Origin of the sequence: Rhizobium sp. Leaf311, from assembly GCF_001423445.1 — a bacterium.
Lineage (GTDB): Bacteria > Pseudomonadota > Alphaproteobacteria > Rhizobiales > Rhizobiaceae > Agrobacterium.
On record NZ_LMNZ01000002.1, the window covers coordinates 244,518 to 264,312 of the forward strand.

Consider the following 19,795-nt stretch of genomic DNA (forward strand, 5'->3'; position numbering starts at 1 on the left):
AAATCACCTTTCAAAGTCAACTCTTCACTCTTTACACGGCAGGCAAGAAAACATGCGTGGCGATGAATGCCAAGGTCGCATTGCCATTTCGCATACTCCAGGCACATTATCATGTCATCTTGCCCCGACCCGCCGTTTGACCAACGACCGGGCATCCTGCCGGTTCCCGAAAATTCAAGAACGGTTAATCGGTTGAAGCGTTCGCGCGGTGCTCAATATTGCGATTTCTCACTGCGGCGGGCACTCGATGCTGGCAGGCTTGTGGAAAATACAATAATAACGACAACCATTTGCAACGAACGAGAAAAGTGGGGAGCCATGTCAGACAACGCGAAAACCACGGGCGGGAAGACTTCCGTAACCGATCAGGAAGCACTGGACTTTCACTCTCAGGGACGACCCGGCAAACTGGAAATCACACCTACGAAGCCGATGGCGACGCAGCGCGACCTGTCCCTCGCCTATTCTCCCGGCGTTGCAGTTCCCGTTAAGGCAATCGCGGAAAACCCTGACACGGCCTATGATTACACGACCCGCGGCAATATGGTCGCGGTCATCTCCAACGGCACCGCCATCCTCGGTCTTGGCAATCTCGGTGCGCTGGCGTCAAAGCCGGTCATGGAGGGCAAATCGGTTCTCTTCAAACGTTTTGCCGATGTCGACTCCATCGATCTGGAAGTGGATACCGAAGACGCCGATGAGTTCATCAACTGTGTGCGCTATCTCGGGCCATCATTCGGCGGTATCAATCTCGAGGACATCAAGGCGCCGGAATGCTTCATCATTGAAAGCCGCCTGCGGGAAATCATGGATATTCCCGTGTTCCATGACGACCAGCATGGAACCGCCATCATCGCCGCAGCAGGCCTCATCAACGCAATTGCCCTGACGGGACGCGACTTCGAAACGACGAAGCTGGTCTGTAATGGTGCGGGAGCGGCCGCTATTGCCTGCATGGATCTGATCAAGGCCATGGGCTTCAACCCCGCCAACATCACGCTGTGCGATACCAAGGGGGTCATATATCAGGGTCGCACCGAGGGCATGAACCAGTGGAAATCCGCCCACGCCGCCAAGACAGACAACCGCACTCTCGCTGAGGCAATGAAGGGCGCGGACGTCGTATTCGGCCTTTCCCAGAAGGGAGCATTTACCGAGGACATGATCCGGTCCATGGCGCCCAAGCCGATCATTTTCGCCATGGCGAACCCGGATCCGGAAATCACACCGGAGGAAGTGGCGCGTATCCGCGACGATGCCATCATGGCAACAGGGCGCTCGGATTATCCAAACCAGGTCAATAATGTTCTCGGATTCCCCTATATCTTCCGCGGTGCACTGGATGTGCGCGCCAGCCAGATCAACGATGCGATGAAGATTGCCGCAGCCAAGGCGCTCGCCGATCTCGCGCGCGAAGACGTCCCGGACGATGTTGCAGCCGCCTATCAGGGCGTGCGTCCCCGCTTTGGGCCGCAATACATCATACCCGTTCCCTTCGATCCGCGCCTCATTTCGGCTATCCCCGTTGCCGTTGCCCGGGCCGCAATCGAAACCGGCGTTGCAAGACGCGCCATGAGCGACCTGGAAGAATATGCCCGCGAGCTGTCTGCCCGGCGCGATCCAATGGCTTCAACGACACAGCGCCTCTACGAACGTGTTCGCCGTTCGCCAAAGCGCGTTGTCTTTGCGGAGGCAGAGGAAGAGCAGGTCATGCGCGCTGCGATTTCCTTCACCGCGCAGGGTCTTGGCACCGCCATCCTGCTGGGACGCGATGACATCATTCGCGCCAATGCAGAACGGGCGGGCATCGATCTCGACCGCTCCACCATACAGATTACCAATGCCCGCCTGTCCCAACGCGTCGATGTCTATATCGACTACCTCTATGCCCGCCTGCAGCGCCAGGGCTTCCTGCTACGTGACGTCCAGCGCCTCGTTCACAACGACAGAAACCACTTCGCCTCCTGCATGGTCGCGATGGGTGACGCGGATGCCGTCGTAACGGGGACAACCCGAAACTATTCGACTGCGCTCGAAGATGTCCGGCGTTGCATCAACACCAAGCCGGGACACCGGGTCATCGGGGTGTCCCTCGTCGTGTCACGCAACCGCACTGTCTTTGTGGCCGATACCGCCGTTCACGATATGCCGTCTGCGGAAGATCTCGCGGATATAGCGGTAGAAGCCGCAGGTCTTGCCCGACGCTTCGGTTACGAGCCTCGGGTGGCCATGCTGGCCTATTCGACCTTCGGCCATCCGGTTGGCGAGCGTTCCGACAAGGTGCGCGAAGCCGTGCGGATACTGGACAAGCGTAACGTCAACTTTGAAGTCGATGGCGAAATGGCAGCCGACGTTGCCCTCAATCACCACAAGATGCAAAGTCAGTATCCGTTCACCCGCCTGTCGGGTGCGGCCAATGTTCTGGTCATGCCTGCCATTCATTCGGCCTCCATTTCTACGAAAATGCTTCAGGAATTGGGTGGCGCTACTGTTATCGGCCCCTTGCTGGTGGGGCTGGACAAGTCCGTGCAGATTACCGCGATGGGGGCGAAGGACAGCGATATCGTCAATATGGCCGCCATTGCCGCCTATAATGCCGGGCACTGACACATCGGCGTGTTGAGGTGACGCGCACTGAGCCTGCAAACATGCTTGCATGAAGCGGCAGTATCCGTAGAAGGTGTGGTCGAACCCTTGGTTCGGCCACATTGTTCGGATTTTTCACCGCTATCGAAGCGCCGATAGAATACGGCGCTTTCCACCAGAATGGACGGCTCATGGACATATCGGGGCATTCGGCGGAAAAACCGTCAAATGAAAGGCACTCCGGCTTTTTTAGGCGACTGTCATTGGGTCTCATGCGGAGCCCGAATGCGGTCATAGCCTTGTTTGGCGCCTATTTTCTCCTGCAGGTCGTGGTAAGGCAGATCATACCCCCAGCACTGAGGATCGACGAGGCGCAGCAGATCCTTTTCTCGCAGTGGCTGGCTCTCGGTTACGATGCGCAACCGCCACTCTATAACTGGTACCAGCAGGCCGTGTTCGCCCTTTTGGGAACATCGATGGCCACGCTTGCCTTTGCAAAAAATCTCATACTTTTTCTGACATTCGCTGTCTTCGTGAAAACGGCAGAGCGGGTTCTCGAGGACAAGCGTCTGGTGGCTGTGGCCGCCATGGCGCTTTTCGTCATTCCACAGGTATTCTGGCAGGCGCAGCGGGATCTGACCCATACCGCCATGTTCATGCTGACCTTCTCACTTCTTCTCTATTACAGCATCCGGCTTCTGCAGCGACCGACGACAATGGGCTACCTTCTGGTTGGCCTGATCGCAGGACTGGGAATGTTATCGAAATACAATTTCGCGCTTGCGCTGCCAGCAGTGCTTTTCGCTGTCATGCTGCACCCGCAGGGTCGTAGCCGCATTTTCGATCGCCGGTTTCTGCTTACCATCGCGGTCAGCATCATTGTGTTTCTGCCTCACATATTCTGGCTGATCGATAACCTGGCCTTCGCATCGGAAGTAACCCTGAAGAGGATGGCAGAAGATGCGCCGGAAAGTCGCGCTCTGCAGATCGGGCGCGGACTGGGCCGCTTTATTGCTGGTTCTCTTATCATCATTGCCATACCCACCGCTCTCCTGGCGCTGGCTTCCAAAGGAAAGCTGACCAGAAGCGCCACGCATTCAAATCCGTGGCTGCGCTTTTTCCTTCACTATTTCATTGCCATCGCAACGCTGATGGCCATCGTCATTCTCATGACGACAATGACGGAATTGCGCGACAGGTGGTTGCTGCCGCTTCTCTTGCCGTTTCCGATCCTCGCCGCGCTTTTTCTGGAACAACGGCTGGCCGATATCCAGGAATTTGCCGTAAGGTTCTTGCCAGTGCCACTGATCATGCTGGCGCTTATCCCGGTCGCCATGCTGCTGGCGCAGCCCCTAACAGCTGCTAGAGGCAGGGCTTCCAGTTCCAACTATGACTGGCAGGCATTCCAACGTTATATTGCAGAGAAGGAAGGCATTTCGCCCTCGGTTATCGTCACGCCGGACTGGCCATCCGGCGGAAACCTCCGTTTTGTATTCCCGCAGGTGCCAGTCGCCACAACAATCTATAACGACTACGATCCGCCGTTCAAAATAACGGATGAGCATCCTGCATTGCTTGTCTGGACAGGAGACGATGATTCCGTCGCCGAACTTTCCCAGTGGGTTGAAGGACAGCTGAACCTGAAGGTCAAAACCCCTACCAGACATCTTGTTGATCTCCCGCACTTCTACCCCATCAAGGATCGCGCAGTGCGCTACAATTACGCCGTCGTGACACCAAGCGACCTGTTAAAATAGCCAAACGCAATCTTGTCGACAGATTGTATTCAGGCGTGTTAGTCAGTGCCCATCGATTTGCGGGATGCAGCCTATGAAATCTTCAGGAAAATGCGACGTGCTGGTCATCGGAACCGGCATCATCGGCGTGATGTCAGCACTTTATCTTCAGAATGCCGGCAGGTCGGTGACCTTTCTGGAACGCGGTGAAATTGCCCGCGGCGCGAGCGCGGGTAATGCTGGCATTCTGGCGTTTCCTGAAATCATACCCATCCCGGCACCGGGGATTATGAAGAAAGCGCCGCGCTGGCTTGTCGATCCGTTGGGTCCCCTCAGCGTGCCACCCGCCTATGCGATGAAAATAGCGCCATGGCTCTGGCGTTTCTGGAAAGCCAGTTCTCCGCGCAGGTTCCGGTATGGTCTTGATGTGCAGATGCGAATGATGGCGCTGGCCGCAAGCGAGATGCAGAAGGTAGCCGCTGTTCCAGAACTCGCCGGCCATATCTCCAACACCGGCACCCTCGACCTATACGACAACAGAACCAGTTTCGACGCAGCACGCCACGACTGGGACCTGAAAGAAAAGGCCGGGATTGCCTTTTCGCGGGTTGATCGAAGCGAAATCGAGCGGCTGCAGCCGGGGCTCGCTCCGCAATTCCAACATGCCATGTTCACACCTGGCGGTCTTCAGGTTGCCGATCCATACGAGTTTACGCGCTCGATTGCCGATCTTGTCCTTGCGCGCGGCGCAACGCTTCACAAGGGCGAAGCCACGCGCATCGAGATCGTTGGCGAGAGCACGATCGTTTCCTTGAAATCAGGCGAAAAAATAGATGCCGACAAGGTCATCATTGCCTGCGGAGCATGGTCAAAAACACTCGCGGCATCGTTGGGGGATGTTGTGCCGCTGGAGACTGAGCGCGGTTACAACACAACGCTTCCCGAAGGCGCATTCGATCTGACACGGCAACTCTATTTCAACGACCACGCCTTCGTCGTCACGCCGCTATCATCCGGTATCCGTGTCGGTGGCGCGGTTGAGCTCGGCGGTCTCGATCTGCCTCCAAACTTCCGCCGTTCAGAAGCTCTGCTGAACAAGGCAAAGCGCTTCTTGCCAGGTTTGAAGACCGAAGGCGGAAAGCAATGGATGGGATTCAGGCCTTCACTGCCGGATTGCCTGCCTGTCATCGGCCCTTCCAGGGCCAGCAATTCGGTAATTTACGCCTTCGGCCATGGCCACCTCGGCCTGACGCAATCAGCGGCAACCGCGAAACTCGTCACCGATCTTGTGACAGGAAACCATCCGGCCATATCCGTCGATCCGTTCCGCGCCAGCAGGTTTGGCTAAGCCAAAAGCAAAAATGGCCCGTCCAAGAGGACGGGCCAAATGCACTATGCTTGATGATCAGAACGGAGAATCCGGGAAGTAGAAGTCCTTGGCATTGTCCTTCGTTACCAGCGTTGCGTCCAGAATATAGGTTCCGCGAACAGGAATCTGATCGTAGAAGCTGGCAGCAGTCAGTTGCATGGCCGTCGCTACCATTGCTGGCGGATAGAGCACGTCGACAGGGATCATCTTGTCGCCATCCATGACCTTCTTGATCATATCCTTGGAACCTGCGCCTGCGACGACATACTTGATGTCGGTGCGTTTTGCCTGCTCGATAGCCTGGAGAACGCCAACTGCCATGTCGTCATCCTGACACCAGACGACATCGATCTTCGGATATTTCGTCAGATAGTCCTGCATGACCTTGAAAGCATCGTCACGGTTCCAGTTGCCGAACTGGCGGTCGAGAATCTTGACCTTGGAACCAGCTATGCCCTTGTCGAAGCCATCCTGTCTCTGCTGATCGATCGGGATCGGAAGACCTCTGATGACAACGACTTCTGCCTCTGGTGTGGTTTCGGCAATGTATTTGCCCGCGACTTCGCCAAGCGCCGGGTTGTTGCCGGCGACATAGAGATCGCGAACCGTATCGTCGTTTACGCTGGGTGCGCGGTCAACGAGCGCCACGAACTTGCCGTTGCTCTTGACTTCCTTGATGGCGTTGACCAGCGGATCTGGATCGGAAGGAAGAATAACGAGTGCGTCGATGCCCTGTGTTTCAAGATCCTGCACCGCATTGGCCTGCGTTGCCGCATCGGGCGACGTCTTCACGATGACGTTGAGGCCCGGATGTTCCTGCATCAAAAGCTTCGCTACCCGCTCGGCGTGATAGACCACGCCGGATGTCCAACCGTGGTCTGCGGCTGGAATGGAGACGCCAATGGTCACCTTCTTGTCCTGTGCCTGCGCTGCCCCTGCAAGTGCTGCCAGCGCGACAGCCATTCCCAGTAATCGTTTCCGCATGTGTTTTCCTCCCACATAGATAGGTCTTGGTTGTCAATCCGGGCGACCTGTTGACCCGGCAGCTTTCACGATCTGCGCATCAGAGACCGTTGAACCAGCATGGCGATGATGATGATCGCGCCCTGTATCGCGCCGATCAGATATTCGCTGATGAAGTTGGACAGCAGCATGATGTTGCCGACCAGTTCCAGAATGAAGGCACCGCAAATTGTGCCCCACACCCGACCGGCGCCACCTTTCAGCGCTGTGCCGCCAACAACGACAGCGGTAATGGCCTGCAACTCCCACATCATTCCCGTTGTTGCGGAGGTCGAGCCGAGGCGCGGTACGTAAAGCAGAACCGCAATGGCAACGCACACGCCCTGAATGACGAAGGCGACGGTGCGCACCCGGTTGACGGCAACGCCTGAATATTTCGCGACGTCGCGATTTGAACCAACGGCTGTGACGTGGCGACCATAGCGGGTGCGATAGAGAATGAAGGCCGCTATGGCGGTGACCGCCAGAATGACGAGGATCGGGATTGGCACGCCAAGAAAGGAGCCAAAATAGACAGGACGATACATGGATTGCAATTGAGGCTCGCGCAGCGTAATGGCGCCGCCTTGCGAAAGCCAGGTCGTCAGACCACGGTAGACGCCCATGGTCCCGAGCGTCGCGATGAAAGGCTCGATCTTGCCTACGGTGGTAATGAGACCATTGGCCAGTCCACACAAGGCGCCCGCAACCAAAGTAAACACCACGGCCAGCAGCAGCATCGCTGCCGGATCAGCCACAGCACCGGAATTCATCAGCAGGATCATCAGGCTGGCCACGAATGCGACCATCGACCCCACGGAAAGATCGAGATCCCCGGCAGAGATGACGAAAGTTGCACCGACCGCGATAATCGCAATAAAGGCGCTGCGTGTTGCCACATTGGCCAGATTGTTGATGCTGATGAAATTCGGGTTCACCAAGGCCCCGACAATCAACAACAAAAGCAGGGCAACAAAAGGTGCAACGGCACGCAAATCGATATCGCGCAGCGACCGCCCTGCCCGCTTTTCTCTGCCATCTTCACTGACACTCATACCCAAAACAGACCTCCCACCCTGTCACATAAGGCCATACGGCCTTTGCTATGCTGCCGATTGCGCTTTAAGCCCGGCGGCATAACGCATGATTTCCCGTTCATTGATTTCGTCGCCTTCCAGCATACCGACCATGCGTCCCTCGCGCATGACCGCCACGCGGGTGCATAGGCCGATGACTTCCTGCATTTCCGACGAAACGACGATGACCGAGTGGCCATCCCGCGCGAGTGCCGAAATGAAATGATAGATCTGCTGTTTGGTGCCGACATCGATGCCGCGTGTCGGCTCATCGATGATGATGATTTTCGGCTCGGTCTCCATGACCTTCGCAAGCAGCAATTTCTGCTGATTTCCGCCAGACATGCGTCCAGCAGCCACACTGCCATCGCGTACCCGAATATCGAACCGGCGGCGTGCCCTTTCGAGAGACCTGGCTTCACTGTTTGAACTGAGATAGCCGAACCGGCCGTGACGCTCCAGAGATTGAAGCGTCAGGTTCAGTCTCATGCCAGCATTCAACAGCAAGCCTTTTGATTTTCGATCCTTGGTCATATAGGCAAGGCCGGCGTCGATGGACGCGTGGAGATCGTGCGGCGGCAAAAGCTCGCCATTCACGCGAACCTCTCCGGAGGACCGCGCGTGCAAACCGACGATCGCTTCCGCCAGTTCCGTGCGACCGGAGCCGATCAAACCGGAAAAGCCGATGATTTCTCCCTTGCGAAGATCGAATGTCGCATCCTGAACGTAACGTGTGGAAACGCCTTTGACGCTGAGAACAACCCTCTCATCAACATCCGGCTCACGCTTTGCAGGATAGAGGCTGGAAAGCTCTCGTCCGACCATCAGCTGCGCTATCGCCTCACCATCCAGCATGGAGGTTGGAGCCGTCTTGACCCAGTGGCCGTCACGCAAGACAGTGACCCTGTCCGTCAGCTCCATGACTTCATCGAGCTTGTGAGAAACGAAGACGAAGCTCGTCCCCTTGTCCCGAAGTTTTCTGACCTGCTGAAACAGATAATTCGTTTCTTCCCGAGACAGTACCGCTGTCGGCTCGTCCATGAAAACGATGCGGGCATCGCGGCTGATTGCCTTGGCAATCTCGACCATCTGCTTTTCAGCTATGGAGAGGCTGGAAATAAGTGCGTTCTCATCGACATGACAGCCAAGCACATCGAGCACGCGGCAGGTTTCCGCACGCATGGCTTTTCGATTGAGCACGCCGAAATGCGTTAACTCACGGCCAAGAAACAGGCTCTCTGTTACCGTCAGATGTTCGGCGAGATTGAATTCCTGGTGAATGATCACGATCCCAAGCGCTTCGGCAGCACCATTGGGAGGCAGCCTGACCAGCTTGCCATCAAGAAGGATCTCGCCTGAACTCGGCTGCTCGAAGCCCGACAGGACTTTGACAAGCGTGGATTTGCCTGCGCCATTTTCGCCCATCAACGCGTGGATTTCACCAGCCTTCAGGTCAAAATTGACGCTGAAGAGAACCTGAACACCGTTGAAAGATTTAGAAATGCGCCGCGCAGACAGCACTGTGCCTTCGCCTTCCGTGACATCCGACTGCATGATTTCCTCCAGACGTCTCCCTACGTCTGCAATTCGTGTAAACCTTTACACTGGCGATGTAAAGGTTTACATTGGCGTCAATCAACACATTTCGTTGATCCTGTTTGACGGATCGGCAAGTCTGTGTAGTGTCCGGTCGCGCATATATCCGAGGCCCACATTGTCGAATCCTTCATCCGCCACCATTGAAGACGTTGCCCGTATCGCGGAAGTTTCCATCGCTACGGTTTCGCGCGCGATCCACACGCCTGAAAAAGTCGCCAATTCCACCCGGCTGAAGGTCAACCAGGCGATCGCGGTAACCGGTTACACAACCAATGCGATGGCGCGCAGCCTGCGACTGGGCCGCTCCAACATGATCCTCGTCGTTGCCCCCGACATCGGGGATCCAAATTTTTCGAACATTCTCGTGGGTCTGGAAAACGAGGCGCGTGCCCATGGCTACGGCATCTTGATCGGCCATACCCAAAATGATGCACAGCGTGGCCTGGAATACTTAAAATTCCTCAATTCCAACCAGGCCGCCGGGCTCATCCTGTTTACCGGGATATTGCCATTTGGACATCAGGCGATGACGGCTCGCCTGCCACCATGTGTTGGGGTTTTCGAGCCGATTTATAATGGCGGCATCCCCTATGTGGGTGTGGATGACAGCGCAGGCGCTCGCAAGATTGTGGACATGCTGATAGCAGAGGGCCACGAGCGAATCGCCTTCATCGGGGACTCCCGCACACGCCTCGCTTACAGCCGCCGTCGTCAAGGATATGTGGAAGGATTGACGGCAGCCGGGTTTACACCAACTCCCAGCATGATGATCGAGGGCGACGGAACCTTGGAGAGCGGGCGTCTGGCCGTGGAACAACTGTTCATGCGCGACACATTGCCGACCGCTTTCATGTGCGTGAATGATCAGACAGCCATCGGCGTCATGATTGGCCTTACCGCGCGCGGATACGATATACCGCGCGATTTCTCCGTCACTGGTTTCGACGATATTCCTCAGGCAGTTTTCATGTCTCCCGCCCTAACGACAATACGCCAACCAAGGACGTCCATCGGCAAACACGCAATGGCACTTCTGCTGGATCTGTTGGGTGGCCAGCAACCGGAACAGCCGGAAATCCTGCTGACACCTGATCTCATCGTAAGAAATTCCGTTGGCGCGCCAACGAAACGGCCGATCCAGAAATAAACCGACGCAAGCGTGCCTCTCAGGAGTCCTAGAGAATCAACAGCCTTCGCGGCGGGCAGGTTCTTCCTGATGCGCTGACGCCCAAAGTTCTGCCTGAACGGCCCCCTGGAAATCGGCGACTTCCTGTCGCATGGCGCTATCGCTATATCCGAGGTTCAGCAACCGGGCGGCCAGCGCACGACACTCGTCGCGCCAGAAGCGGTTTGCCTCCTCTCCATGAAGGTCATCAAGCATTTGAGCGCACCGCTTGATGTCAGCGATACGGTTTTTGGCAGGAAACGCAATTACTTCTGAACGCTTGGTCACACGCACACCTTAATGCTCGGGGGAATCAACGCTCTATCTTTACCGGGGGCATGGTTAACGAAGTCTGCAGATGCGAAACTCTTGCTGCCAAAAGACCATAAAACAGGCCAATCACAGCCGCAAGACGACGATATAAAGTTGCATTCGCTGGAGTATCAAACCCTAACACAGCTGCTCAAAAGGCAAAGAATGAGCGTTGCCTCAGCCAGACGGGAGTTTCTCGGCAATTTGTGTAAATTTTACCATTAAACATTACGGAAATTTCATCCAGGGGGCTGTAATGGAAGTACAACTGTGTTGAAACCCCGTGCGAATGATAATATATTAAATGCAAAACAAGCTTTATAAAATGCATGCTCCTTTATCGGGACATGTTATGGCGGAGGAAAATAGCATGTACGCCCCGCGCTTTTTTGTGAGCATGATGTGCGCGTTGCTGGTCTTCGCCATTGCAACATATATTATCCATGGGTCCTTCTATACCGCTTTCCTCCAGACGGTGCTGTGTCTCGTCATCATTCAGGTGGGATATTTCATTGGCGTTCTTCTGATGGTCGCCAAAGAACAGAAGCGGATGCAGCAGAAATACGGATTTTCAAAAGAAGCTGGACCCTCGGCTGAAAAGTCCGGAGCTGAAAACCTTCCCCCTATCGCTCATAGCCCAAAGCTCAGCGATTTCTGAAAAACTCGTCGCCATCAGACTTATCGCTGATGCGAAATTGGCTTACAGTTTCCTTATCTCTGACATTTTCTACAGAAAAATGTCCGTGAAACGAAACGAGGAGTAGGCATGGCCCCGGGTTTGCAGTCCATTTGCGTCATTATAGCTGCCAAGAATGCGTCCGATACGATCGGCACCGCCATCAGCTCCGCCTTGGCTGAACCTCAGGTCAGTGAAGTTGTCGTCATAGATGACGGTTCAACCGACGCTACGGCCGACGTTGCACGGTCTTTCGATGATGGAAGCGGACGACTGAAAGTCGAGAGGTTTGACGTCAACCGAGGCCCATCGGCCGCTCGCAATCATGCCATAGCCATTTCGACAGCTCCCCTGATTGCCATTCTGGACGCAGACGATTTCTATTTCCCGGGACGTTTTGCTGCGATGCTTGCAAATGATGACTGGGATCTCGTTGCGGACAACATCGCTTTCATTCAGCAGTCGATGCCCGGCGCGTCAGCAGTCGTGCCCGCACGATTCGAGCCTCAGGAACACTTCCTTCAGCTTTCCGAGTTCGTCGAGGGCAATATCTCGAAGCGCGGCGTAGAGCGTGGTGAAACCGGATTTCTAAAGCCGGTCATCCGACGCTCCTTCCTCGATGAACACAAGCTCCGCTATGTCGAAGCGATGCGGCTTGGCGAGGATTACGAGTTATATGTTCGGGCGCTCGCCCTCGGCGCTCGCTACAAGGTCATTCGCAATTGCGGATATGGAGCGATTGTTCGCGGTGACTCGCTGAGCGGCCGCCATCGCACGGAAGATCTCCGTCAACTCTACGAAGCAGACAAACGCATTCTGGCAACCTGTGCTCTGAACCCGCAGGAGACGGCTCTTCTTAAAGAGCATGAGCGTCACATCCGGGAAAAATTCGAGCTTCGAGATTTTCTGGATGCCAAAGCAAGAGGTGGGATGGCTGGTGCTTTGAAACATGCGCTGCAACGCCCGACCGCAGTTCCAATGATAGCAAAGGGCATATGGCTGGACAAAACGGCGCGCTATCGCAGCAAACCAAAACAGGTTGCCGATATCAGATACCTGCTGCAGGCAAAGCCGCTCAAACAATGATCTGAGCGGCATTCTTGCTTAGAAATAGTCCCTCTTGATCGTTTCCAGGACCGCCTGAAAACGCTCCTTGCGTTCTTCCAGTCGACCATCTGGGCTAAGCCGTGGCTCCGCGCGGCTTGCTTGCCACAATGCGAGCGTGGAAGGTGCAGCCAAAACCTGCTTTGCAAGTTTGCGGAGCGACCTCTGTTCCTGAACGGGGCGAACGAGAACATCGCCATCGTGAGGATGGCCAGAAGAGGCGTGCTCAGCACTTTCAACGGGTGGAGGCGGCGGCGGAAAGCTCATACCCCAGAATTTTGAGCCCTTCTTAGCCGCTTCCGCTCTGGTCGAGACGGGAACATAACGTGGCTCGTACTTGACACCAACGCTTCCAGCCCAATCACTCCATTTGAAGCTGTTGATGGATGTCGATGTGCTCACGGCAACCCATGGGACGCGGAAAGCATCGGCAAGAATGGCGCCGTGCATCGATTCCGCAACGATGAATTCCGACTGGGCGATATGTTTGATGACGGCTTTCGCTTCACCGCGCGGATCGAGATAGGTCAGCCCGGCAGGCTCGCAAGCGAAGTCCCAGATGCCGAATTCAGCTGATTCCCAATGGGGCACGAATGTCTTTTTGTGGATCTTCGGCAAGCCCTGAAATTCGGACATTTCCGTTACCATCACGGCAGGGTCCACTATCCCCATTTCCGAAGGGAGGCCCAGCTTGGCGGCTGTCATTTCACCGCGGACGCACCTGATATCCCAAAGCTCATTGTTGGAGATATCCGGTACCGCACCATATCCATAGCCACTGCCAATGACCAGTTTGCGTTGCGCGGGTGGAAACAGCACATCGTTGAGAACGGTGCCGACGCCAACCAGCAGCAGGTCAGGATGAACGTCCCGCAGGCCTGGCAGCAGGAAATCCCAAAGCCAGAGATTGAGGTCATCGCCAAAATTTCCGTGGTGCGATTCCCAGTGATATGGTCTCATGGATTACTCCTGAATAAAAAAAGGCAGGCGCTACGGGTCATCGTGGGCCGGTCAGTTTACCGGTTCCCAGCTCCACCGCCGCGCGCAGGATAGCAGGATCGCGCATCATCCATTTGAACAGGAGGCCCATTTCCGGCGCCTTGCGACGCTTCAACTTACCAGCCTGGCTCCACAGCGCCTGTTTGCGAGCCGTGTTTTTATAGGATGCGATCGACTCTACGTCGGCGGGACGAGATGAAAACCTCTCCTGCAACGTGTCAAGCGCTACCCATGTGTTGAACTGTTGGCGCAGGAACTCGGGCGACGTATTGTCGATGCTGTGAAATATATTCACCCCCATTCCCCGCATAGCACCAGCGTCGTCACACAAAAGCGTACGGCTGGATGCAAGAATGCAATCGCAGAAGAACAGGACGTCTTCCGCAGCCAGCCTCAAGGCAGGATCGAAACGAACCTTCTCGAAAAGAGGACGGCCTATGACCATGCAGGAGAGGTGCAGAAAACTCCAGTTGCGCAGCATGACGCTCGCGAGGTCCGGCAATTCAATGACCTTTGGAGTTTCGGATAGTCGGTTCGCTGCCTCATTCTTTTCCAGTTCCGACATGGCGAAGTGGTAATAGAACTCGTCGCTGGCCTGCATCGATGCCCAGTAGCAATCTCCCCCGAATGTATCGAGACTGAAGGCGGCGTTGCTCAAATGATCGGGCGTCCAGATATCATCCGAATCCAGAAATGCGACATAGGTCGTTTCTGCTGGAACATGGTCGAGCCCCGTATTGCGTGCGCCGCCTGGACCGGCATTGGCCTGCTTGACGATTTTGATCCGGCTTCTCTGGCTTTCAGTCAGTTCATCAATTTCTTTTTCAATCGGATAAGGCGACTCATCGTCAACGATAACGAGGTCGAAATCCTGCAGGGTCTGTGAAAAAACGGATGCTAGTGCCCTACCAAGGACGCCATGCTGTTTTTGATAATAAGGAATAACGACAGTAAATTTCGCCATTGTTTCGCCCCTTGTGTTGATCAAGAAGTGGTCGGGCCCGACCGAATGCGGCCCCGATGAGTGGCAAACCTCCCGCCAGCAAAATGGTTGCTGGCCTCCAAAATATAGGAAGCACGTATGCCCCCAGCTCCGAGCGTCAAGACGATTACCGCAAATGTCGGTTGGAGCGTTTTATCAAAAACAGGCACATTCGGGCTTAAGTTTGTCACGGTGCCGATTCTCGCACGATTGCTGACGCCAGAGGAGTTCGGCGTCGTCGCAGTCGGCCTGACGGTCGTGCAGTTTCTAACCATGATTGCGGGTGCAGGACTAACCTCCGCTCTGATTGTGGAAAAGGAAGAGGATATGGACACAATCCATACTGTCTTCTGGGCAAATCTTGCAATTTCATGCACGATGGCAGCCATACTCTACTTCGGCGCGGAATTTTTTGGTGAACTGCTCGGCGCAGTCGAAAGCGCCTATCTTCTGCGAATCATGGCTTTTCTCATTCCGCTGCAACTGGCTGGCGACGTCGCCTATTCCCTCTTGGCCAGACGCATGAATTTCAGCAAGGACGCCATCTGGAGCATGACCTCGGAAAGTGCGGCGGCCATCGTCGCAGTCGTACTTGCCTTCGCCGGTTTCGGTGTCTGGGCCCTGATCATCCAGCTTTTCGCCGCTGCGCTGATAAGGCTCGTGGGCCTCTACGCGGTGTCCCATTACAAGCCAAGCTTTGTCATGAAGCCTCGTCGGCTCGTTCCGCTTCTTGGATTCAGCTCGGGCCTCATGGGCTCAGAGATAGCGAATTTCGTGACGTTCCAGTCGCCAATGGTCATTATTGCCCGACATCTGGGACTTGCAGATGCTGGCGCCTATTCGGCATCCAACCGATTCGCCAGCATTCCAAACCAAGTCGTCCTTTCCGCTGTGATGGGTGTTCTGTTCCCGGCATTCAGCAGAATGATGGATGACAAGCAGCGTCGCCGCGACGCGCTGATGTTCAGCACGCAGGTGCTGACAGTGCTTCTGGCGCCGATGATGTTTGGCCTGTGGGCCATTGCCGAACCCGCCATGCTCGTGATTTTCGGACCAAACTGGGCCTATGCCTGGCCGGTGCTTGGGCTACTGGCGTTATCAAAAGCAATACTGACGCCCTGCAGCACATTTATTCCTTACTTGAAGGGCGCCGGCTACGGTCGGGTTCTCTTCTGGTCCGCGACAATCCGTGCGGTTGTCACGACAGGTGCAGTCTGGCTTGCAGCAATTTACGGCACACTTATCGATGCAATGGTCTGGCTTTGCATCGTCAATGGAGTGACACTGATTTTCTATTCCTGGGCCGTTTTCAAGGCCAGCGAAACGCCGCTGTTGAAGGGTCTCTATGTCAGTAGCCGCCCTATGATTGCGTCCTTCGTGATGGCGCTTTCGGTACGCTATATCCTTCATATCTTCTCCGACAGCCTGCCTCACGCCTATATGCAGGTGCTTGTGGGAGCTGTCGCAGGAGGCGCAATCTATGGAGTTCTGATTCTCATCACAGAAAGAGAACTTCTGCGAAAGATACTGGGTCTCGTGCGTGAGCGGAAAGCGAAACAGGCGGCGGCTTGAGGAAGCCCACCAGGAAAAATTGCCGTCTTTCTGCCACAATTGAGAACATTTGCCACACTGTTGCGCCTTCCACTGCGGGCAAAGCGGCGCGATAATGCTGCATCGCAGCATCGCTATTATTTCTCCCGCCGCCAACAGAGGGACTGCCCCAGAGGCGACCGAGGAAAATCCCCTGTTATTTCAATGAGCTGGCCTGCCTCTCCTTAAGGGAGATATGGACCTCCAGAGTTTTACCCGCAACAATTAGAAGACCCCTTTTGCCGCGCTGCCACATTTTACCCTCATGTAGACCAGACACTTTAGCACGGGCTTTCGTTCGTCCTAATTTTAACGCGGTGGGGGGAGACACCGCCTAATTGAGGGGAACTGACGTGACTTTTGATCAGAACCTATCTTCCCGCATCAACTTGATGCGCATTATATTGATATCGGGCATTGTTTTTGTGCATGTTCCACACAATCCGGAGACCAGCCCTTTTCTCGGCGTCTACGGCTTTTTTGATTGGCTACGCGTGTTCCTGGGTGATGCGCTGTTCCGCATCGGTGTGCCCTGCCTGAGCGCGATTTCAGGTTACCTGCTGTTTCGCAAGGGAATGCAGGCATTTGATTATCTGGCCACCGTCAAGTCGAAGGCGCGGACAGTCCTCCTCCCATTTTTGCTATGGAATGGCGCGCTTGTTGCCGCTGTTCTCCTCCTGCAGCGTTTCGGCGTAGGCGTCGGCTATTTTCCGGATTTGTGGAACGCAACGCCGCGGGAAATGATGAGCCATGGCGCGGCAGTCGAAGAATTTCCTCTGAATGTGCCGCTGTATTTCTTGCGGGATCTCTTCGTCTGCATTCTTCTTTCCCCGATCCTCGCATTTCTGGTTCGCAGATATGCATGGGCCACATTGGGGGTTCTGCTCGTCATTACCGCATGGCCTGAAGTCACCTTGTTCATCGTCCAGAAGAAATCCATCCTCTTCAGCTTCACGCTGGGAATTGCGCTGGCGCTGTACAAGATCGATCTCAAGGCTCTCGACGCCCATGCCGTTAAAATCACGGCTGCGGTCTTGGGGGCCTCTGCAATCCTTGCAACCGCACTCTATTTTACGGGACCGGATTTTCCGTTCGAACTTGAGTTGCTTCGCAACCTCCTTGCGGTCTTTGGCGCAATGGGTTTGTGGGCGTCATCCTCTTTGCTCATTCGCAGCAAGGCTGGAAAACGTCTCTCGGAAACGGGCAGTCTCAGCTTCTGGATCTTCTGCGCCCACTATCCGCTGCTGGTAATGATGTGGATGGTCTGGAACAGAGGCGGCCCGGATTTCTATCCCGCCTTCTATCTCGGTGCGGTAGCACTGTCCTTTATCATCCTCGTTATCAGCAATGCGCAGGTGCGGTCGAAGCTGCCTAAACTCTACGCTGTCTTGACGGGCAGTCGCAGTGACAAGCCGGGGCCTTCTATCAAAGCCCCAAAGACTTCCCATCCCGCACAGCGTCCTGTCGAAGCCCTGCCTGCAACTGCAAAGGTGAACCAATGATCGCATTTATCACCCGCGTTCAGTCGCGCACGTTCCTGTCCACATGTGTGGCCCTCACACTCGGTGCGTCTGCGGCGATGGCGCAGAGCCCTGTCGCCCCACCCGCGCCTGGCAACGAGCCAGCCCCCGGCCCCGCATCAGGTCCGGCAGCAGCGCCGGGGAACGGCAAATCCTTCGTCGAGAATTTCGATTCCATGGACCGGTCTTTCTGGTACGTTTCCGATGGCTGGAACAATGGACCGCATCAAAACTGTACCTGGTCGAAGAAGCTCGTGAAATTCGAAGGCGGGCAACTTCAACTCGGATTTCAGGAAGGCAAGGTCAAGGATCGCAACTTCTCCTGCGGAGAAATCCAGACCAAGGGCCGCTATCGTTACGGCACCTACGAGGCACGGATAAAGACGGCAACCGGCTCTGGCCTCAATTCGGCTTTCTTTACCTATATCGGACCAACCGACAAGAAGCCGCATGATGAAATTGATATGGAAGTCTTGGGCAAGGACCCGGCAAAGGTCCAGCTCAACCAGTATATTTCCGCAAAAGGCGGGAATGAGAAGCTGGTCGACGTGGAAGGTGGCGCGGACAAGGCCTTCAATGACTACGCCTTCATATGGGAGCCGCAGCGTCTGCGTTATTTCGTGAACGGGAAGATGGTTCATGAAGTTACAGACCCGGCAAAAATCCCACAAAATCCGCAGAAGATATTCTTCAGCCTGTGGGGCACGGACACCCTGAAAAGCTGGATGGGCAAGTTTGCCTATAATGGACCGACAGTCATGAATGTCGACCGGCTCGCTTTCACAGCGCTCGGCGACAAGTGCCAGTTCCCAGAGTCCGTGGCCTGCCTTTCAAACTGAGCGGCCTTTTGACCGAAGCCTCTCGATCATCTCCCGCTCAGGACTGTTTTATGACGCATGTTCTTTATCTAGCCCATGACCTTGCAGACCCGGCCATTCGTCGCCGGGTCATGATGTTGCAGGCTGGTGGTGCCAGAGTGAGCCTCGCTGGATTCACGCGTGGCGAAAACGCATTGGCAAGTGTCGATGGGCTGGCGCCAGTCGTCTTGGGCGAAACGGCAGACGGTCGGTTTGCCCAGCGCATCACAGCCGTTGGCAAATCCTGCGTCGCACTTCGCGGTCAAATGCGTGGTGTGGGGAAACCTGACGTCATCATCGCTCGAAATCTCGAAATGCTGGCAGTTGCACGCCGCGCCTCCTCCATTTTCGGCCGCGACATTCCTGTGGTTTACGAGTGCTTGGACATCCACAGATTGCTTTTGCATGAAGGTGCTGCCGGAAAGCTCGTCAATGCCATTCAGCGTTATCTTGCCTCCGACGCAAAGCTGCTGATAACGAGCTCTCCCGCTTTCGTGACGCACTACTTCGCCCCTCGCTCCGGTTTGGCGCTTCCTGTGTTGCTGCAGGAGAACAAGGTGCTGGCACTGCAGGACACAGTCCAGGAAAAGCCAACGGCCCGGCCGCCCAAAGACGGTGAGCCATGGAAAATTGGTTGGTTCGGTGCTCTGCGTTGCCGCAAGTCACTTCACATCCTTGCCGATTTCGCCAGGCGGATGGATGGCAAGGTTGAAGTGGTGCTGCGTGGACGTCCAGCCCATTCCGAGTTTGATGACTTCGAGGGCTTCGTCGCAAAGTCCCCTTTTGTGAGTTTTCACGGCGCATACAAAAATCCCGAAGATCTCCAGTCTATCTACCAGGATGTCCAATTTACCTGGGCTATCGATTTCTTCGAGGAAGGGCAAAACTCCAGCTGGCTGCTGCCGAACAGGCTTTATGAAGGGTGCCTCTATGGTGCGCTTCCGATAGCGGTTACGGGAACGGAGACCGCCCGTTTCCTCGAGAAACGAAGCATCGGCCATGTGCTGCAGACCGCCGATGCTGACAGTCTGCAAGCTTTCTTCACCGGCCTGACCGAAGAGGGTTACCTTAAATCCGCAGAAAACCTTGCGGCGGTCGACCGGACACAATGGATGGCCGATCAACAGGACTGCCTTCAACTCGTCCAAAAACTCGCTTCTTTGGCAGCGCCGAAATCTGGCCGCGCCCTCGAAGCTTCACTTTCAACCGCCTGACGGGACCG

16 protein-coding genes are annotated in these 19,795 nt (G+C 55.5%); 10 read left to right on the top strand and 6 right to left on the bottom strand.

The features are described 5' to 3' along the window. The first annotated feature begins 318 nt into the window (after window positions 1-318). The 3 genes from ASF69_RS05275 (at window position 319) to ASF69_RS05285 (ending at window position 5,670) form a co-directional block, all read left to right on the top strand. Window positions 319-2,607 carry an NADP-dependent malic enzyme gene (locus ASF69_RS05275; RefSeq protein ID WP_062586057.1) on the top strand — a complete coding sequence of 763 codons (2,289 nt, stop codon included), beginning with the start codon at window positions 319-321 and terminating at the stop codon, window positions 2,605-2,607. 251 nt (window positions 2,608-2,858) lie between these two features. Then, a complete protein-coding gene (locus tag ASF69_RS05280; RefSeq protein WP_244475410.1) occupies window positions 2,859-4,343 on the top strand; it encodes a glycosyltransferase family 39 protein in 1,485 nt (494 codons plus the stop codon). A gap of 73 nt (window positions 4,344-4,416) precedes the next feature. Beyond that, window positions 4,417-5,670: an FAD-binding oxidoreductase gene (locus ASF69_RS05285; RefSeq protein ID WP_062586060.1), complete on the top strand. Its 1,254-nt coding sequence runs from the start codon at window positions 4,417-4,419 to the stop codon at window positions 5,668-5,670. Window positions 5,671-5,727: 57 nt separating this feature from the next. Here ASF69_RS05285 and ASF69_RS05290 read toward each other — a convergent pair whose 3' ends face one another. The 3 genes from ASF69_RS05290 to ASF69_RS05300 form a co-directional block, all read right to left on the bottom strand. Continuing rightward, window positions 5,728-6,675 carry a substrate-binding domain-containing protein gene (locus ASF69_RS05290; protein ID WP_062586062.1) on the bottom strand — a complete coding sequence of 316 codons (948 nt, stop codon included), beginning with the start codon at window positions 6,673-6,675 and terminating at the stop codon, window positions 5,728-5,730. 65 nt (window positions 6,676-6,740) lie between these two features. Further along, the gene (locus tag ASF69_RS05295) at window positions 6,741-7,748 is read right to left on the bottom strand and encodes an ABC transporter permease (RefSeq protein WP_062586064.1); all 1,008 of its coding nucleotides are present in this window, start codon (window positions 7,746-7,748) and stop codon (window positions 6,741-6,743) included. Window positions 7,749-7,796: 48 nt separating this feature from the next. Beyond that, window positions 7,797-9,323, bottom strand: coding sequence for a sugar ABC transporter ATP-binding protein (locus ASF69_RS05300; protein WP_062586066.1), 1,527 nt, complete (start codon window positions 9,321-9,323; stop codon window positions 7,797-7,799). A 160-nt stretch (window positions 9,324-9,483) separates the two neighbouring features. Between ASF69_RS05300 and ASF69_RS05305 the strand changes: the two genes are divergently transcribed. Then, entirely contained in the window at window positions 9,484-10,515 is a 1,032-nt protein-coding gene (locus tag ASF69_RS05305) for a LacI family DNA-binding transcriptional regulator (RefSeq protein ID WP_062586068.1), read from the top strand. Between the two features lie 36 nt (window positions 10,516-10,551). Here the strand turns inward: ASF69_RS05305 and ASF69_RS05310 are convergent, their stop codons facing one another. After that, window positions 10,552-10,827, bottom strand: coding sequence for a DUF6074 family protein (locus ASF69_RS05310; RefSeq protein WP_348271368.1), 276 nt, complete (start codon window positions 10,825-10,827; stop codon window positions 10,552-10,554). A gap of 370 nt (window positions 10,828-11,197) precedes the next feature. Between ASF69_RS05310 and ASF69_RS05320 the strand changes: the two genes are divergently transcribed. After that, the gene (locus tag ASF69_RS05320; protein ID WP_244475402.1) at window positions 11,198-11,503 is read left to right on the top strand and encodes an exopolysaccharide production repressor protein; all 306 of its coding nucleotides are present in this window, start codon (window positions 11,198-11,200) and stop codon (window positions 11,501-11,503) included. Window positions 11,504-11,611: 108 nt separating this feature from the next. Next, on the top strand, window positions 11,612-12,607 hold the full coding sequence (locus ASF69_RS05325) for a glycosyltransferase family 2 protein (protein WP_062586074.1): 996 nt from the start codon (window positions 11,612-11,614) through the stop codon (window positions 12,605-12,607). Between the two features lie 18 nt (window positions 12,608-12,625). Here ASF69_RS05325 and ASF69_RS05330 read toward each other — a convergent pair whose 3' ends face one another. Further along, window positions 12,626-13,585 carry a polysaccharide pyruvyl transferase family protein gene (locus tag ASF69_RS05330; RefSeq protein ID WP_062586076.1) on the bottom strand — a complete coding sequence of 320 codons (960 nt, stop codon included), beginning with the start codon at window positions 13,583-13,585 and terminating at the stop codon, window positions 12,626-12,628. 37 nt (window positions 13,586-13,622) lie between these two features. Further along, window positions 13,623-14,588, bottom strand: coding sequence for a glycosyltransferase family A protein (locus ASF69_RS05335; RefSeq protein ID WP_062586078.1), 966 nt, complete (start codon window positions 14,586-14,588; stop codon window positions 13,623-13,625). A gap of 117 nt (window positions 14,589-14,705) precedes the next feature. Between ASF69_RS05335 and ASF69_RS05340 the strand changes: the two genes are divergently transcribed. From ASF69_RS05340 to ASF69_RS05355, 4 genes are all read left to right on the top strand, one after another. Beyond that, complete coding sequence (locus ASF69_RS05340) at window positions 14,706-16,178, top strand: lipopolysaccharide biosynthesis protein (protein ID WP_062586080.1); 1,473 nt, start codon at window positions 14,706-14,708, stop codon at window positions 16,176-16,178. A 371-nt stretch (window positions 16,179-16,549) separates the two neighbouring features. Next, complete coding sequence (locus tag ASF69_RS05345) at window positions 16,550-17,698, top strand: acyltransferase (RefSeq protein WP_156461997.1); 1,149 nt, start codon at window positions 16,550-16,552, stop codon at window positions 17,696-17,698. After that, the gene (locus ASF69_RS05350) at window positions 17,695-18,555 is read left to right on the top strand and encodes a glycoside hydrolase family 16 protein (RefSeq protein ID WP_062586085.1); all 861 of its coding nucleotides are present in this window, start codon (window positions 17,695-17,697) and stop codon (window positions 18,553-18,555) included. Before ASF69_RS05345 ends, ASF69_RS05350 begins: the two co-directional genes overlap by 4 nt. A gap of 50 nt (window positions 18,556-18,605) precedes the next feature. Further along, window positions 18,606-19,787, top strand: a complete 1,182-nt coding sequence (locus tag ASF69_RS05355) for a glycosyltransferase (RefSeq protein ID WP_062586087.1) — start codon at window positions 18,606-18,608, stop codon at window positions 19,785-19,787. Window positions 19,788-19,795: the final 8 nt, after the last annotated feature.

Excerpts from the sequence above, each read along its gene's own strand:
- ASF69_RS05275 (WP_062586057.1), top strand. The coding sequence starts at position 319 with ATGTCAGACAACGCGAAAACCACGGGCGGGAAGACTTCCGTAACCGAT.
- ASF69_RS05280 (WP_244475410.1), top strand. The coding sequence starts at position 2,859 with ATGCGGAGCCCGAATGCGGTCATAGCCTTGTTTGGCGCCTATTTTCTC.
- ASF69_RS05285 (WP_062586060.1), top strand. The coding sequence starts at position 4,417 with ATGAAATCTTCAGGAAAATGCGACGTGCTGGTCATCGGAACCGGCATC.
- ASF69_RS05290 (WP_062586062.1), bottom strand. The coding sequence starts at position 6,675 with ATGCGGAAACGATTACTGGGAATGGCTGTCGCGCTGGCAGCACTTGCA.
- ASF69_RS05295 (WP_062586064.1), bottom strand. The coding sequence starts at position 7,748 with ATGAGTGTCAGTGAAGATGGCAGAGAAAAGCGGGCAGGGCGGTCGCTG.
- ASF69_RS05300 (WP_062586066.1), bottom strand. The coding sequence starts at position 9,323 with ATGCAGTCGGATGTCACGGAAGGCGAAGGCACAGTGCTGTCTGCGCGG.
- ASF69_RS05320 (WP_244475402.1), top strand. The coding sequence starts at position 11,198 with ATGGCGGAGGAAAATAGCATGTACGCCCCGCGCTTTTTTGTGAGCATG.
- ASF69_RS05325 (WP_062586074.1), top strand. The coding sequence starts at position 11,612 with ATGGCCCCGGGTTTGCAGTCCATTTGCGTCATTATAGCTGCCAAGAAT.
- ASF69_RS05330 (WP_062586076.1), bottom strand. The coding sequence starts at position 13,585 with ATGAGACCATATCACTGGGAATCGCACCACGGAAATTTTGGCGATGAC.
- ASF69_RS05335 (WP_062586078.1), bottom strand. The coding sequence starts at position 14,588 with ATGGCGAAATTTACTGTCGTTATTCCTTATTATCAAAAACAGCATGGC.
- ASF69_RS05340 (WP_062586080.1), top strand. The coding sequence starts at position 14,706 with ATGCCCCCAGCTCCGAGCGTCAAGACGATTACCGCAAATGTCGGTTGG.
- ASF69_RS05350 (WP_062586085.1), top strand. The coding sequence starts at position 17,695 with ATGATCGCATTTATCACCCGCGTTCAGTCGCGCACGTTCCTGTCCACA.
- ASF69_RS05355 (WP_062586087.1), top strand. The coding sequence starts at position 18,606 with ATGACGCATGTTCTTTATCTAGCCCATGACCTTGCAGACCCGGCCATT.